We start from the raw sequence: 16,561 nt of genomic DNA on the forward strand, positions 1-16,561 counted from the left end.
AATATGTTGGCATTAAAATAAGATCATCCTATCTCCTGATCCTGCTTTACAGGCAGTATAATAGTAAACGTCGCCCCCTCTTTTTCACGGCTTTGCGCCGTAATAATTCCGTGGTGTTTTTCAATGATCTTACGCGTAACCGCAAGTCCTATGCCAGTTCCCTCATATTTGTCCTTAGTATGTAAACGTTGGAAGAGTACAAAAATTTTATCCAGGTATTTCTCATCGAACCCGATCCCATTGTCAGAAATGGTCACACAGACATATTTGCCCTCCGGATCGGCAATACTGTCAAACCGTTTTTCAGCAATCCGGGTTGCCATAATACTGATCATTGGCTGTACATCCTTGCGGGAGAACTTAAAGGCATTGCTCAGCAGGTTCTGGAATACCTGCCGGATCTGGCTGGGTACCGCCTCGATTGTAGGCAGCTGCCCCACTGTCACGATAGCATTCTTTTCCTGTATCAATACCTCCAGGTCAGAGAGTATATCCCTGATTATTGTTTCCAAAGGCACCTTTTCGAAGAAATTCATTTGTGACAACCGGGAAAATCTTAACAAATCATTGATCAGGTTTGTCATCCTGCTCGATGAATTGATGATCCTGTTCAGGTAATCTACCGCCTTTTCTTCCATCTGATCCTGGTACCGCTCCCTGAGCATATTTCCAAACATGTGGATCTTGCGCAAAGGTTCTTTCAGGTCATGCGATGCCACAAAGGCATATTGCTGCAGCTCCGCATTGCTCGATTCCAGCTCATAATTCGCCTTTTGCAGGGCATTGGTACGTTCCTGTACCCGCTGTTCCATCAGTTCTGCCAGCATCTTCTGCTCGTGGATATCGGTATTCGTACCCACCCACAGCATCGCTGCGCCGTTCAGATCACGCTGTACCCGGGTACGCAACAGGAACCAGTGAAATTGTCCGTCATTTCTACGGATCCGTAATTCCAGCGAAAAGTCCTGCTTATTTCGGAGGGCATTACTCCAGGTACGGCTCCATACCGGCACATCATCGGGATGTAATATGCTTTCCCAACCGGCATCACTGATTTTCTCAAGGGTCAGACCGGTATAGGAAGTAAATTGTTGATTCACAAAATTGATCTCGCCATTCGGCCATGCCGTCCAGAGGATCAATGGCATAGACTCTGCCAGGAAGCGTTTTTCTTCCATACTCATTACCGCCTGCTCCTCTGCTGCCCGCAAATTCGTTACATCCAGCATAGACCCCAGCATACGATAAGGAGTGGCATATTCATCCTGCAACAGATACCCCCTGTCCAGGATATGTGCATAAGTGCCATCTGCCCTTAGCAAACGATACCCTTCTGACCACTGACTCTGTTTTGTATTCACCGCACGGCTAATGCTTTCCTGCACCCGCACCCTGTCATCCGGATGCACTTTCTCCATCCAGAAAGTTCTGCTGAAAGACTCTTTATCAGGACTATACCCGTAAATATTAAAGAAGTTGTCACTCCACCACACAGTATTGTTGGTGAGGTTCCAGTCCCAGATAGAATCATTGGTGGCTTTGGAAACTAAACGGAATCGCTCTTCACTCTGTGTGAGCTCACGGGTACGTTCCAGCACTTTATCTTCCAGTGCAGCATTCAGGTTTCGGAGACTTTCACGCGCCTGTATCAATTCATTATAGTTACGGCGTAAACGTTCTTCCGCATCTTTCTTTTCTGTCACATCAGAGCAGGTGATCACAATGCCATCCGCTGTTTTCACGGCAGACATTTCATACCAGACATCCTCTTCATTATGGTTCACCAATACCTCTGTATGTAATACCGAACCATCCTGTACCACCTGCACATATTTCTCAAATAACCCCTGCTGCATCAGTTGCGGCATAGATTGCTTCATAGAAGGCGCTTTGAGGGCAATCACATCATGGCCCAGCAAATTTGCAGCTGCACTGTTAGATGTCAGCAACCGGAAATCAGATACATTTCCATTATTGCTCATCACCACCTTAAAGGCCATGATCAGACTGGTACTGGCATTGAACACACCTTTCAACAGCATATCCAGCTCCTTGATGGCCGTGATATCCACAAAGGTGATCACTACGCCATCGGTCTGTTTATCCTGCCTGATATAAGGCATTATTTTCATCAGGTGCATATTGCCATTGCTCAGCACCATTTCTTTCTCTAATATATTTTTATTGCGCAGGACCGCATTAATATCATCCAGTAAACTATCCTGCTGAATATTCGTAGAGATATGACTGATAGGCCGCCCAATATCAGCAGGGATCAGGTTGATCATCTTCACTGCCGCGGGATTGAACTTGCGGATCTGCATCCGGCCATCCACAAATACCTGACCGATGTCGGTACTACGGAAGTAGTTGTCCATATCATCATTCAGCTCCATCAGCTCTTTGATTTTGAGCTGGTGTTCTGTATTCAAGGTATGCAACTCCTCATTGAGTGATTGCAACTCTTCATTGCTGGATTGTAATTCTTCATTGGCAGAGAGCAACTCTTCATTACTACTTTGCAGTTCTTCGTTGGAAGTCTCCAAACCTTCAATGGCCATCTGCAAATTCGTACGCGTCTCCCCCAGCTCCGCTTCCAGCGACATGATGTGTTCATTCACACCTGCAGGATAAGTCAGTTCCTCTTTCTGCTCTGACAACAATGCCGCTCTTTCCGGTTCTTCACCAAATACGATGAGGGTATATTGTCCATTACCAGTATCCGGTTTAATCAACAGGTTCACTAACCGGAGCCCCTCTTTTGTATTCAGTTTAATGCCTCTCAGCGTCGCCTTCTGCGTAGTTTTCCCTGCCTGTCGCAATGCCATGTTCAATACCATGGACAAGTCATTGGGCACCATTTTCAGCAGGTTCAGGTTCAGCTTTTTATCAGGCAGAGAAAGGAATTTTTTATAATTACCTGTCGCTTCCCTGATCTCATAATTCTTGTCAATGTACACCGCGGCATAACCATATTCTTCCGAGAGCACATTCCTGAATTCATCTGCCAGATCTATTGCCAGTCGCTTCTCCTGTCCTAACAAACTGCCTGCATTCGGACGCATTTCTCTTGACTGGCGAATGTATTCCAGTGGACTATACAGGTTATCCGGTGGTGCAGAACGGGCTGCATCCGTCTTACGATAGAGCTTCCATTTTGCATTGATTTCTTCCAGCCCGCTTCTGATCAATGCTGCAGATTCGCTGGTGCCTAAGAATAAATACCCCCCTGTATTCAATGCAAAATGCAGTGACGCCAATACCTGTCTTTGCAGCACATTGTCCATATAAATGAGCATGTTCCTGCAACTCACCAGATCATTCTTTATGAATGGAGGATCTTTCAGAATATTATGCCTGGCAAACACAATTTGTTTACGCAGTCGTGATACAATCTGGTAATGCTTTTCTTCCTTCAGAAAATATTTCTTCACCACCGACGGCTCCACATCTTTCAATACAGCAGTTGGATACACACCTTTGGCAGCATACTCTATGGCATTGCTGTCTATATCTGTTGCAAAGATCTTCACATCCAACCACTTGCCTTTCTTTTGTAGTATCTGGTCTACCAGGATAGCCATTGAGTAGGCTTCCTCTCCTGTGCTACAGGCAGTGACCCATATTTTCAGGATTGCGCCTTCCTCTTTGCTATCGATCAACTTGTCCAATACCTGGTCTCTCAGTACTTCAAAAGCGGTCGTATCCCTGAAGAAACGGGTCACCCCGATCAGGAAATCTTTGGCTAATAACTTACCCTCTTCAGGATTCTGCCGGAGCAATGCCAGGTAATCTTCTAATGTCTTGTAGTTGAACTGCGCCATACGTTTTGCAATACGGCGCGTGATAGTAGGAGACTTGTAATGATGGAAATCCTGACCGCTGTTTTCCTGTACCAGTTTGAATACTTCCGGCAACAGGTGTTCTTCAATTTTACCATTGAAAACATGCAGCGGCAGGTCCTGTATATAATTGAAAATCTCGCCCGGCATAAATTCCGGTGCGAGTATATAATCTATATTGTCTGAGGCGATGGCGCTGCGTGGCATGCCATCGAACTTGGCGGTTTCAGGATCCTGTACCATCACCATGCCTCCTGCCTTCTTGATAGCTCCTGCACCACGAGTACCATCAGTACCCGTACCAGAGAGGATGATGCAAATGGCCTCACGGCCCTTATCTTTTGCCAGTGAAAATAAGAAGGTATCGATGGCTGTATTTGGCGCTTTTTCAACAGGTTTCTGCATCAACCGCAGCCGGCCTTTTTCAATGATGATGTCCCTATTGTTTGGAATCACATATACGCAATCGTTATCCACAGGCATATCTTCCTCTACCTCACGCACCTGCATATGGGTATGCTTGGATACCAGCTCCACCAACAGGCTCTTATAGTCCGATGACAGATGCTGTATAATCACGAATGATAGGTTGCCGTACTCCGGCATGTTATCGAAAAATTCATGAATTGCTTCCAGTCCACCGGCAGATGCCCCAATTGCCACTATGTAATTCGCTTTCTTCATCTAAAGGTTTTATACCATAAACAAATGATGGGCCGGAAAGCCTCAATCCATTGCCTTCACTATGTACTCCAATATAAAATTTCGCAGGTGTTCCGCCATTGTCAGTTCCGTCTCACGCCAGGGCAGCGCTGTATTCCGTACCTGTTGCTGCCAGATGCTAAACGAGTTTCGGGGGTGGTATTGTATATTATCCTTTTCGAAACGAATCGCTTCATCCGGGTTACCTCCCCACTTCACCTCCCTGATTACCTCCGGACGGAACAGTACCAAAAAGTCCCCTTTTTGTGGTTGTATACTGATGACCAGAATTCCACTGGCGTTTTTAGCATAGCTCACGAAAGGTTCATACACTGCCGGCAGACTCAGTTCCTGGTACACACTTTTCTCCGCTGTACTCTGGAGCCAGAGCAACAGATCTTTGAGAGCATGTTTATCGGGCACAGTTCCAATGCTTTCCATTCTTTTATTAAATACCATGGCGGCGCCGGTGGCATTAAAGAGCTGGAGTACATTGGTGGTATTCCCAAATAAACCAGTTAGCAGGTCGTTGGAAATGTATACCTGTTCTACCAGCCTGGTCTGAATGTCATGTAGATCGGCATATTCATCGCTTTCTTCCTTATACTGAAGAGATATAATACGTGCTGAAATGATGTCCGACAGCAGTTCAAAAAGCGCCCTCCCTTCGTATGGCAGATAGAAAGGGGTACGATGATGACAGGAAAACAGTCCCCATAGCTGCCCGTCTTTTAATATACGACAAGACATGGATGTCATGATTTCCATGTTCTTCATATATTCCAGGTGCACGGCAGGTACAGAGCGCAGGTTGCAACCAGACAGATCAGTAAATGCATTCGTGAGGGGGTTGATGATAGGATACAGGCTCACCGGCACATAATCTCTGTTGGGAATCAGGCGGTAAGGGTTCTTGAGGTACATGGCCCTTGCCTGCTTTGGAATATCAGAAGCAGGGAAAGTCAACCCCAGGTACTTTTCCATTTCCGGTACAGCATCCTCTGCTAACACAGTACCATTCCAGTTGTTGTCAAACTGGTACACCATCACTTTATCGTAACCAGATAGCTCTTTCAGCTGCGAAGCGGCTATCTGGCAGGCTTCCCCAATAGAGGGAGCTGCATTAATGGCCGCCATAGCGTATTTGAGTTGCTGGTAAATGGTAATAAACGAGTTTTGGGTAGTAGGCGTGCTTTGTGCCTCCATTTCCAGTATCACGGATTCACCGTTTACCTGCATCAGTACCAGGTAGTCTTTATTTGAAAAAGACAAAGTAAATGGTACCGTTTCAACGATACCTTCATTCACTCTCTTTTGCAATTGTTCCAGCTGGGTGGCAGGTATATACCTGGACAGTAGCGTATTCACAACTTCTGCAGGTGGCAGTTCCAGCGCTTGCCCGATATTCTCACTTACCTGCACGATTTTGTAATCACTCCTTTGCAGTATGAGCAATATTCCATAGGGTTGTATCAGGTTAATCTGATGTAAAGGAACACTGCCACAAAAGGTGGAGTCGTAGTTCTTTGTTTGCATAAAGACAGGTTATTCCAGTATATATTAAGTTGAAATGGATCAGGCGTTGGCTTGCGCCCAAACTTTGAATTGCCTGAAGGTATTGGCAGCGGCTTCCACTAACCGTTTTTTTTGTTCATCAGTTCCGTGGTATCCTTCGAGGTAGAGTACGAAGCTGTCCCATTTAGCGCGGGTTTCTTCACCATAACCGTTTAAAAAAGATAACGCCTTTGTAATTTCTGGCAAAGGGAGGTTTCGTTGTATAATCTGGCAAATGACCTGTCCGCCAAGGGTGGAGCCTTCCAGTACATACATAGCTCCAAGCGCCTGTCCGTTATCATTAATTTCTGGTATATCGGTACACGTAGGTGGGGGATCCAGTGGTGAACCGTTGATCACGTTGATGTCCTGCAATAACAAAGCAGCCTTGCGGCGGTTATCAAATCCACCGGGGAAGGATGTATCAATATGCGCTGCAATGTATTGTTCCAGCGGATAATAGTATCCGTAAAACAATTGCAGTAACCTGATGTATGCCTCAGGGGAATTGGCTTGTTTAATCACCGGGATCAGGGTCCTTTCCAGGTCCTGATGTAGTGCCGCTGTACTTTCTCTTAACTGTTCAATCATTATCTAGTATATGTGACAATGATTAAAAGTACTATGAATATTGATTGGCCGCGTGTGGAATTAATTCTACGGCAATTGCACCACTGTAAACCAATAGGTATGCAGCATGCGGGTAAATGAGACCAGGTCTGAAAAATTGGAAGGCTTGATGGTATAACTATTCACCCCCAATTCATAGCATTTGGAAATATCCTTTGCCTCTGTAGAAGTAGTCAGAATAATGATGGGCAGCCACTTAAGATTTGCATGTTCCTTAATTTCACGTAATGCTTCCCTACCGTCTTTACGAGGCATGTTCAGGTCAAGTAAGATAATACTTGGGAAAGGGTATTTTTCTTCGTCCGCATATTTTCCCTGCCTGTTCAGGTAATACATTAATTCTTCTCCATTCTCAACAAAACGCAATTCAGTTTCAGTCCCACTCTCCTCAAAAGCCACCTTTATAAGCTCCCGGTCGTCTGCGTCATCGTCAGCAACCAGTATACATTTTCTGGTACGTTGCGCCTTCTTGATCATCCAGATTTAAATTTGACGGATAAAATTACTTAAATATTGTTGCATATTTCCAAGAATGCACAGAATAAGGCTTTTTATTGACAAAATTCTCAGAATAGCGCCTACCACCCCGTTAAAACAGGATGGTAGGACTTGGTACTTTTTAAAGAGATCTATGCTTGTGTAGTTTTTTGGGTGTTAACAAACAGCAATTTGATAAGGAAGCTTCACAAATGTACGCCTGTTCTCATTTGTAGACAGATCGGATCGGGAAAAGAAAATACGCGATCGGGAAAAAATGAGCGTTATTTTGTGTGCAATCTATCCTCTATCATACCGGAAAATGAGGTCGGTCCCATGTGTATCAACGGCGTTACCGTTGTTGTAACACCCGTTTTTCCGGACCCGGCCAGATAACCCAAAGCTGCTGCTATACAGGTCTCATTTGCATCTCCGAAATCATGCGTCACATCATCACTGGCAGCAATATCAGGAGTCATACCCTGAAAATAATCACCATCCCCATTTGCATTCTGCATATAGAAGTTTGACATGTAAACTGTATAGGCGTCGATTTTAACACCAAAGAAACCCACTGGCTTTCCATAGGTTTGACTACCTACCAGCTTCACGGTCAGGTAAGGTTTTAAACTGTTGATCACGAGTTCACTCGCAGAAGCAGTATTACCACTTACGATGAAAACGACCTGCTTCACACTGTTCAAACTCCCTGCCTTACTGAATTTGTAAGTGTTACCACTTACTGAATAATCCAGATCAGCATAGGTAGCTGTATGACCATTATATTGAACAGTATTACCATTGGCATCCAGGTAAGTCTGTTGTTTTAAGATTGTTGCTTTACCATCCTGTAGCAGTTGATTGAAGTATTCAGTATACATCACCTTATCTTTCAGAGAAGAAGGTGCAATGAGGTTGACCAGCTCTTCAGCAGTAGTCGTATACCCACCACCATTATATCGTAAGTCGATGATGAGTGAGGTCACACCAGCGGCGGCAAACTTGCTGAATGCATTTTCCAGCGGCGTCTGCGAACTGGACAATACGGAGAAACGGCTATAGGCCAGGTACCCCACTTTTGAAGAGCCGGCGGTCAGGACAGTATCCTTCATCACCGGACTTGTTGAGTAATTTGATTTCGTCAGATTCACCGTACCTGTCATTCCATTATTGTCCACAATAGTCATGGATATTGAATTGCTGTTGAGTGCAGATTCAATAAAGGAAGTATTGGAAGTAGATACAGCAGTACCATTGATCTGTGTCACTTTGAAACCTCTCTGTAACCCGGCCAGTGCTGCAGGAGATTTGGGATTCACATACCGGATGCGGATGTCGGTGCTTGCGCTGAGACTCAGGCCGAAATCATCCCCTTTATCCGTCAGGGAAACAGTAGCCAGCCGGTTACTGCCGGTCAGCGCAACACTACCACGGCGGCCACCGGTGAGTGAACCATCGTCAATAAAGGAATATTTTGGCGTGCCGGCATAGCCAGAGTACTCATATGAGTAGCCGGTACTGGGATTGGTTTTTAACTGGGTAATGGCATACAGTTCCTTCTCGTAATTAGTCAATACACTACTGCCGGTAGCATACTGACGGGGATTGAAGGTAGTATAGTCAGGCAAAGCATCGTACCACAGGTATATCTGCTTTGCATAGAGATAAATGGAGTCGAGCGTGAATTGCTCACGGGTGCCTGTAGTCGGGGATACGGGTGTTTCAGTATCAGTATCGTGGTCCTTACGACAGGCTACGAATATAGTGGCACAGGATAGGAGTGCAATAAGAATGGGTTGTTTCACCAGAGTGGATTTTAATGGAATTTACAAAAAAAACAACATTTTTGAATTTTTTAGCGGCGCTATCCAAAAGACAACAGCTTCCGTCGTAGGCGGAAGCTGTTGTCTTTTGTCATTTAAAACCTAATTATTTCGTTGTTAAATCTGTACTTCCCTTAGCAGAAATAAAGTATTTAAACGTCCAATACCCAAAGTCGTTCTGATGAATCGTCACAGTTGGCGTCGCTGGTGCTCCTTTGTAAATACTTACATACTGGAACTTCACATACCTGCCATCATTCAGCTTAAAGACAAACACCGTCGTCTTAGGAAAATTGAAATACATCAAATCCCCTGTTTCAGTATTAAATACCGGTTGAGACACATCCATACCCACCGTATGAATAAACTCACTCTCCGCAGGTGCAGCCGTGATCTTATCAAATGTCGTATCCTCATACCCCACCACCTTCACATCCGAAGCATTCATGGCAAACTTATCCACGCCATCCCAGTAATTAGGCGCGGTACCTCCCCAATTGGGAGCCATACTCAAACCAGACCCCTGGAAAGCCAGATCCCATGAAGCCGTATTAATACTATCCTCCCCTGCACCAACCAATCCCATTTTCGCAAAACTAAACAGATTATAATCCAGTGTAGATGCTGTAGGTACAGGCAGACTATTCACCTCTACCACTCCACTCACTTTGATAGTTACATATTCATTCACAATCGAATCTTTCTTTTCCTCCACAGGTGTCACATCCGTGTCTTTATCATCTTTACAGGCGAAGATAGCCCCTGTCAGACACAGTGTTAAAAAAGCATACTTGAATTGCAGTTTCATTTCATTATTTGTTTAAAAAAATACAGGAAAACGGCCTCCCGGCTATACCTCACCCCTTACAGTGCCTGGTACTGGAAGTTATAGTATGGATAGTTGGTAGCAGAGCTACCTGCATTAGGTGTGCTGTTGGAATAAATGCTGGTGATGCTCACCTTCCATACAGCTTTACCAGTAGTACGATCTTTCAGGATCAGTGTACGTGGTTGATGTGCAGTTACAATATGGCTGGAAATATCATAATCATACCAGCCGGTACCAGCGCTCACAAGTACAGCGCCCATGTAAATATTGTTTGTACCCAGTTTACCACCCGGAGCAGCAATCGTAGTTACACCTTTGGCAGTAGCGAAAGCAGTATCCTGGTAGTTCAGCGTATAAGTGCTGGAATAAGCATAGATATCACCATTTGCACTACCGGTGAAACGCAGGGTATAACTCACAGTAGTCGCATTTACTGAGTCACCACCTACGTTGGTAGCCAGGTTGAAATAATAAGTGCTCGCGACATTTGACCATTGTGTGCTGTCAGCTGGCGCAGTTACAGTACCCTGGGCAAAGTTGGTAACAGTGTATACTGATCCGGATCTGGATACAGTACCTTTTGTTTTGCTGGCATACGGACCAGCTACGGACAGATCAATAGAACCACCATCTGGTACCGTTACAGCCAGACCACCACCTACAGTGAGGCCGCTGTTAGGTGTAGTTACGTCATCTTTTTGGCAGGAAGAAAATAAAGCAATAGTTCCCGCTACCAGCAGGGCAGCGCTAAAACGAAGTGTTTTCATTAGATTTGTATTTTAAGAATTTTCAATAGTATGGCATCTTGTGTGGGACAGCATTTTCCCGGGCGCTATCAGGACCGTCACATCCAGCGTCTGTGGTGAATGCAGCCTGCATAAGGCCATACTTCTTTTTCCAATTAGTGGTTATTCCCGGTCACCGGCCGTTTCCTGTATAGTATTTATTTTGTGTTTGTCTTCAAATTCAAATCCCCCTTCGTCTCCTGCACATAATATCTAAAATTAAACCAGGGCGCCAGGTTCTTCGTATGCTCATCTTTATAATCAGGCGCTGTCGCCGGGTTATCCTTATACAAATTCACCAGCTCCACCTTCACATACCTGTTATCCTTCAACAAAAAGATCAAAGACCTATCCTTATAAGGCACCAACGAATGATCACTAAACTGATAATACCCCCAGCTATCAATCACATCATTTATATCAAAAGAAATCGGCACACTATTCCTGATCATAGAATCCGCCGGCGCTGCTGTCAACTCATCAAACGCAGTTCTCACCACCCTGATCTTCCCCAATCCATTCTTCCCCTCAGCGGTAGCCGCATCCGCATTTATCTGTGAGTTATAAATGCTGTTGAACATGATATGCCATGTCGCTTCACCATCCACCGCAGCAGCACTATCCACTGCCTTGTGCGTATCAAAATTAAAATACCATGCACGATGCCCTTCTGATGCACCATGCCCTACATCCGGAGCGGGGTAATTCACCACATATACCACATTGTATTGCTCATCCAGGTAAATATGTTCATCCAATTGCTTCACACGGCTGGGTACCCAGTTGGTCCCTTCTAAATAAGTTTCTGCAGGTGTAGTCGTATCATTGTACTTTCCACAGGAGCAAACAAAGAACAGTGTCAGTGCCAGCAAACTATTGGTTAAATGTCTTATCGCCATCTTTATTGATCGTGTATTTAAAAGTGATATAAGGTGCAGCAGTATGAATATCCGGGTTGGCCGGGTTATCTTTATAAAAACTATAGATCATCAGTTTTGCATAATTCCCCTTCGCTGTTTTAATAATAATAGTACGTGGCAACCCATACACCACATGGGCTTTCTCACTATCACCCGGATACATCTGTCCATAGAAATCATAAAAGGCATATCCATTTGTACTCCCATTAAAATGATCCAAAGTGAGATAACCATTTATCAACAGATCAGCATCTGCCACAGGAACATTCGTCACTTTATTAAACGCCTCTTCCATTAAACTCTCAGCAATAGGTACAGCAGCAGGGCGCTGGTTTTCATAATCGAAATATTGCTTATCAATCGCACTATCTACCACCAGGTAAATGCCCCCTTGGCCAGGTCCACCCTTACCAGGATTGTAAGTAGCCGTACCATTATTCGCCCATACACTACTGTTGTAAATGCTGGCAAATGCAATGTCCCATTTATCAGTTGCGGCATAAGCATCGGGTATCACACGGCCATCTTCCAGGCTATAGTATACAGTTTTGAAAGCAGCGCTACCACCTGCTCTCGCTACAGTATCGCCCGCCAGGTTATGCACAGTATACGTACCACTGGCAGTCACAGTCACCGCAGGTAAATCAGGTAAAGCAGGATCGTCCTTTTTATCCTTATCCGAACAGGATGCGAATAAAAAGGCGGTTAACAGCAAGAAAGATATACGCATTAGTATCAAGGTGTTTTCAGGTTATGACTACCATCCTGCTGTACAAAATAGCGGAAGGTGAAATAGGGTGCCGGCCAGAAAAGATCAGTCACAGCAGGAGGATTTCCCTGGTATACATTGATCAGTTCCAGCTTTCCATATTTACCATCTGCTGTGCGGATGATAAACGTGCGGTTCTTAATAGGCACAGCCAGGTGTGTGTTCAGCGAATAGAAATACCAGCCGGTATTATAAGGTTGTGGATAACCATCCCATCCTGCAAAACGAAGATTCCCCGTTTCGAATGCATCCTCTTCGGGAGCTGTCGTCACTTTGCTATAAGCAGTATCTACAGCGATGATCAGTCCCTTTCCGGAACCACCTTTTCCAGGTCCTTCTCCACTACCATTATTCACATATACGAGGGCGTTATAGATATCTGTAAAAGCAAGATCCCAGTTACTACTTTGCTTAAAGGTATTGCTGCTATCCCATGATTGCAGTTTGGCAGACAGCTTGAAATAAAAACTCCTGAACGGGCGTTTCTCTTTTCCTTCCACACCATCCGCCACAGAGGCTTCAGTATCGCCGGCAAGGTCGTAGATGACAGTGCTCACGCCATCTTCATAATTTAGTTTGGTAACGTTGTTGTCATCTTTCTTACAGGCCATAGTCAGCAGTACGATGGCTGCTAACCATTGCCATTGGGCTCGCTTGTACATATTGGTTATTGTTTAAACAGTCGCCATTTTAACCCGGCCATCAAAATTCGTCCGGGTTGTCCTGGCATCAACATATCGGTGTAATTCATGAGGTTGTCTGCTGTGATCTGAACAGCCAGGTGACCTTTGCAAAGCTTCTTTTCGATAGAAGCATATACCAGGCAGTAGGCATCAATGAATGTATCGTAGGTATCCAGAAACCGGTTATTGTTTGCATCATCATAGCCAGACCTGCTCTTATAATTCGCACGTAAAGTAGTGTTGATGCCCCAGGGAGCATATTCATAAAACACACGTAGGTTGAGCATATGCCGGGATCGGTTTTCAAGACCTATGTAATCACTAACTTTGGATGCCCTCGTTTCTCCTGTATTATTGTTACGTATCTTATTGTATGGATAGGCGCCGGTCCTGATAGAATCCATGATACCTTTATCCTTTGCATACAGTAACTGGTAGCCGAAAGATACTTCCAGTCCTTTCAGTACATGTGTACTGACACTGGCTTCTACACCACCGGTAAAAGATCTGTCAAGATTGATATAGGAATAAACAGGTTGAAAATTTGTGCGGGTCGCAATCTGAACAGTGTTGATAAAGTTGTGCAGCTGGTTGTAAAAGCCATTCACATTCATGCGGATGTTTTTAACAGGTGCATAACTCATTCCAACATTGTAAGAGACAGCCATTTCAGGTTTCAGTGCAGCACTGATATCTTTTGCCACAGGTCTTACCTCACTGATCAAACCTGCTGCCTGCATGGTGGCTAACTGAGTAGCCACTTCTTCCACACCCAATACGGTATATCCTGCCTGTGGATTGGTAAACACCTGGTATCTCTTCTGAAAATCAGGTGTTTTATAACCAGTACCAAAAGCAGCGGTCAATGCTATTTTTTCTGACAGGCTATAATTCAATCCAGCGCTGGGATTAAGTCTGCCGCCATAAAAATCAGAATGGTCATAGCGGAAACCCAAACGGGAACTCAGGCGGTCATTTACTTTCCAGTCTCCTTGTGCATAGGCATACTCACTTTTTAAATCATTCCCATCCATCACTTCGAGATTACCTCCTATGCCACCGGTAAATGATAACTGATTGGAAACAACATACTGCACCTGCTCCTCAAAGCGATGATAGTATTGCGTAAAATCATTTGAGCTCAGTTGTGCAGACTTACCTGTACTTACATCCTGTGTAGTGCTATATCTTGTCAGGTAGTACTGTGTTTTTAGTAGCCAGCCTTTATTCGGGTTAGCTGTCCGGCCTTTATCCTTGTTAGCTATCCGGCCTTTATTCAGGTTAGCTATCCTACCTTCATCCTGGTTAGCCCTACGACCTTTACTCAGGTTAGTCTGCCAGACGATCGATCCATTCACATCAGTTTCATGCAGTACATCCCTGGTGGTATTCGTCACCTGGCTACTGCTATAGACAGATTCATTGATTGAATTACGGAGTGCCCATCGACCGGCGATGTTCAAGGAATTGTTAGCATTCAATTTATACCGAAGCCGGCCCTGCAGACTATAACTATCATAGGGAGGTGCGGTCGCACCTTTGCTCAGGAATGAATTCACATTGTAGCCATCGGTATGATAATAATTACCGGATAGGTTGAGGGAACCGTTTTTATCATCAAATGGTGTTTCCCCTTCCAAAGTAAAATCCTGCGTATGCTGCGAGCCATATCTTACAATAGCCTGCCCCTGTGCTGCATCAATATGTTGGCGGGTAATAATATTCACAACCCCTCCCAACGCCTCACTCCCAAACAAACTCGAGCTGGCTCCCTTCACAATTTCAATTCTTTCAATATCAGCAACAGTAATCCTTGATAAATCGAAATTACCTGCATTTCTACCTATCATAGGTTGACCATCAATTAAAATCAGGATATAATCAGCGCTAAAACCCTGTAGTTGCATACCAATTGCCCTCGACCCTGCAGAGACATCATTGACAATCGCAATACCCGTCTGTTCCCGCATCACCTCATCCAGTCGGCGGCTACCCATCATTTCCAGTGTCTTGCGACTAATCACAGTCACAGGCATGGCAGCTCTGCTGGTAAGTGTTTCCAGGTGCACGGCTTTGACTTCCACACTTTTTAAAGTACGGGAGGTATCGGATTGACTAAAGGCACACAAACTGCTACAACACAATATGAAGAGCGTGTATAAATCTTTGCTGGTACGCATGAAAATTGAAGGATACTGCTATCTACAGCATATCGGGTACAATAATATATTTGGTTCGGGGCGGAGTGGTGTAAAAGTAGGAAGGGAATGTGACAGGGAAGTGACGAAAAGGGAAAACAATTTACGCAATCAGGAAAATAAGGAGTGCTTATTAAAAAATAGATGGATGATGATTTCCGCTTTCGCGAAAAACGAAGGCTGCGGCGGCTCGCTTCCGCAAAAACCGAAAGTTCTGAGGTGCGCTTTCGCGCACCTCAGAACTTTCACCCTGCTAATTTTTTGAGGTTTGCGAAGCAAGCCTCAAAAAATTAGCCTATTCTTTAATTAACGCATACTCCACAACCGGATACCCTCTCTCACCACCATCATTAATCCCCATACTCACAAACTTCAGCTTATAATAATTACCAGCCGGATCTCTCACGATATAATAATATTGCTTGTAAATACCACTGCTGGTAGACCTCCAGCTACTACCAATCGCATCTCTCTTAGAAGAGAAAGTCAGTGAAGCCGTATCCGCCTTCGTAAAGCTTGAATACCCAACCACAGTAGAATCCACCTTGGCAGCAGACACACCAGCATACTGATTGATCACCACAAAATCAGAGAAGAAATAAGGAATAGTAGCAGTATAATACGCTGCATAGGACCATGCAAAATCCCACTCCGCTTTCTTAGGCTCTACACTCACCGTAGCATTTGTAGCAAATGAGAAGAACACAAAGTTATAACTGGAATTTTTGGTAATAGTAACAGAATTAATAGTAGTAGCACCCAGCAAAGCATATTGTAAAGTATAACCAGTAGTACCATTACGTGTAATTTTCACTTTATACCAGGTAGCAGGATCGGTAGTACCATCTTCTGGTTTCACCAGGTATACATAGTTCGCATCAGCAGTAGCAGATACTTCAGCAATCACAGTAGCACTCAGATCACCATATACATCATCGATCATGCTAAGTGTACCCTGACCCTGGCCAATCGCCATACTTACACCGCTGGCATCATCAGTAGTTACCGCAGTAATATCAGTTTTGGTAGTCACTTTCGCACTCATAGCGCTAAAGCCATTCAGAATAACTCTGTAATCACTACCGCTATAAAAACCCAGTGACCAGCTAAGGCGTTTTACAGCAGTCGCTGAGTCAGTACTCATATCAACATATACAGTGTTTGGTGAGCCAGTACCGCCACCACCATTTAAAGTTAATTCGGATCCATCAGAAGGAGCAATCACCACAGTGGCATCATCATCTTTACTACATGCACTAAATAAACCAGTAGTAGCAATCGCGAGCACGAGTAAAAGTCTGCTTAATTTCATAGAGTTTTAAATTTTTTAATTGTATTTTATGAGCAAT

The 16,561-nt window shown here is 44.5% G+C and carries 12 protein-coding genes; all 12 read right to left on the minus strand.

The window, feature by feature from the left end; translation table 11 throughout:
* Window positions 1-23: 23 nt before the first annotated feature.
* Window positions 24-4,526 (minus strand): CheR family methyltransferase, encoded by a 4,503-nt coding sequence (locus SIO70_RS32740; protein ID WP_320578077.1) that lies wholly within the window; start codon window positions 4,524-4,526, stop codon window positions 24-26.
* Between the two features lie 42 nt (window positions 4,527-4,568).
* A complete protein-coding gene (locus tag SIO70_RS32745; protein ID WP_320578078.1) occupies window positions 4,569-6,080 on the minus strand; it encodes a GAF domain-containing protein in 1,512 nt (503 codons plus the stop codon).
* Window positions 6,081-6,119: 39 nt separating this feature from the next.
* Window positions 6,120-6,689: a biliverdin-producing heme oxygenase gene (locus SIO70_RS32750; RefSeq protein ID WP_320578080.1), complete on the minus strand. Its 570-nt coding sequence runs from the start codon at window positions 6,687-6,689 to the stop codon at window positions 6,120-6,122.
* A 66-nt stretch (window positions 6,690-6,755) separates the two neighbouring features.
* Entirely contained in the window at window positions 6,756-7,205 is a 450-nt protein-coding gene (locus SIO70_RS32755) for a response regulator (RefSeq protein WP_083720184.1), read from the minus strand.
* 284 nt (window positions 7,206-7,489) lie between these two features.
* Window positions 7,490-9,010, minus strand: a complete 1,521-nt coding sequence (locus tag SIO70_RS32760) for a S41 family peptidase (RefSeq protein WP_320578083.1) — start codon at window positions 9,008-9,010, stop codon at window positions 7,490-7,492.
* A gap of 124 nt (window positions 9,011-9,134) precedes the next feature.
* Window positions 9,135-9,836: a hypothetical protein gene (locus SIO70_RS32765; protein ID WP_320578085.1), complete on the minus strand. Its 702-nt coding sequence runs from the start codon at window positions 9,834-9,836 to the stop codon at window positions 9,135-9,137.
* Window positions 9,837-9,892: 56 nt separating this feature from the next.
* Complete coding sequence (locus tag SIO70_RS32770) at window positions 9,893-10,624, minus strand: hypothetical protein (RefSeq protein WP_320578086.1); 732 nt, start codon at window positions 10,622-10,624, stop codon at window positions 9,893-9,895.
* 176 nt (window positions 10,625-10,800) lie between these two features.
* The gene (locus tag SIO70_RS32775) at window positions 10,801-11,541 is read right to left on the minus strand and encodes a hypothetical protein (RefSeq protein ID WP_320578088.1); all 741 of its coding nucleotides are present in this window, start codon (window positions 11,539-11,541) and stop codon (window positions 10,801-10,803) included.
* Window positions 11,516-12,292 (minus strand): HmuY family protein, encoded by a 777-nt coding sequence (locus SIO70_RS32780; RefSeq protein WP_320578090.1) that lies wholly within the window; start codon window positions 12,290-12,292, stop codon window positions 11,516-11,518. Before SIO70_RS32780 ends, SIO70_RS32775 begins: the two co-directional genes overlap by 26 nt.
* A 5-nt stretch (window positions 12,293-12,297) precedes the next feature.
* Window positions 12,298-12,993: an HmuY family protein gene (locus SIO70_RS32785; RefSeq protein ID WP_320578092.1), complete on the minus strand. Its 696-nt coding sequence runs from the start codon at window positions 12,991-12,993 to the stop codon at window positions 12,298-12,300.
* 5 nt (window positions 12,994-12,998) lie between these two features.
* Window positions 12,999-15,194, minus strand: a complete 2,196-nt coding sequence (locus SIO70_RS32790; RefSeq protein ID WP_320578093.1) for a TonB-dependent receptor — start codon at window positions 15,192-15,194, stop codon at window positions 12,999-13,001.
* A 313-nt stretch (window positions 15,195-15,507) separates the two neighbouring features.
* Window positions 15,508-16,524: an HmuY family protein gene (locus SIO70_RS32795; RefSeq protein ID WP_320578095.1), complete on the minus strand. Its 1,017-nt coding sequence runs from the start codon at window positions 16,522-16,524 to the stop codon at window positions 15,508-15,510.
* Between the last annotated feature and the right edge of the window lie 37 nt (window positions 16,525-16,561).

Origin of the sequence: Chitinophaga sancti, assembly GCF_034087045.1 — a bacterium.
Taxonomy (GTDB): Bacteria; Bacteroidota; Bacteroidia; order Chitinophagales; family Chitinophagaceae; genus Chitinophaga; species Chitinophaga sancti_B.

Excerpts from the sequence above, each read along its gene's own strand:
- SIO70_RS32740 (WP_320578077.1), bottom strand. The coding sequence starts at position 4,526 with ATGAAGAAAGCGAATTACATAGTGGCAATTGGGGCATCTGCCGGTGGA.
- SIO70_RS32745 (WP_320578078.1), bottom strand. The coding sequence starts at position 6,080 with ATGCAAACAAAGAACTACGACTCCACCTTTTGTGGCAGTGTTCCTTTA.
- SIO70_RS32750 (WP_320578080.1), bottom strand. The coding sequence starts at position 6,689 with ATGATTGAACAGTTAAGAGAAAGTACAGCGGCACTACATCAGGACCTG.
- SIO70_RS32755 (WP_083720184.1), bottom strand. The coding sequence starts at position 7,205 with ATGATCAAGAAGGCGCAACGTACCAGAAAATGTATACTGGTTGCTGAC.
- SIO70_RS32765 (WP_320578085.1), bottom strand. The coding sequence starts at position 9,836 with ATGAAACTGCAATTCAAGTATGCTTTTTTAACACTGTGTCTGACAGGG.
- SIO70_RS32770 (WP_320578086.1), bottom strand. The coding sequence starts at position 10,624 with ATGAAAACACTTCGTTTTAGCGCTGCCCTGCTGGTAGCGGGAACTATT.
- SIO70_RS32775 (WP_320578088.1), bottom strand. The coding sequence starts at position 11,541 with ATGGCGATAAGACATTTAACCAATAGTTTGCTGGCACTGACACTGTTC.
- SIO70_RS32780 (WP_320578090.1), bottom strand. The coding sequence starts at position 12,292 with ATGCGTATATCTTTCTTGCTGTTAACCGCCTTTTTATTCGCATCCTGT.
- SIO70_RS32785 (WP_320578092.1), bottom strand. The coding sequence starts at position 12,993 with ATGTACAAGCGAGCCCAATGGCAATGGTTAGCAGCCATCGTACTGCTG.
- SIO70_RS32790 (WP_320578093.1), bottom strand. The coding sequence starts at position 15,194 with ATGCGTACCAGCAAAGATTTATACACGCTCTTCATATTGTGTTGTAGC.
- SIO70_RS32795 (WP_320578095.1), bottom strand. The coding sequence starts at position 16,524 with ATGAAATTAAGCAGACTTTTACTCGTGCTCGCGATTGCTACTACTGGT.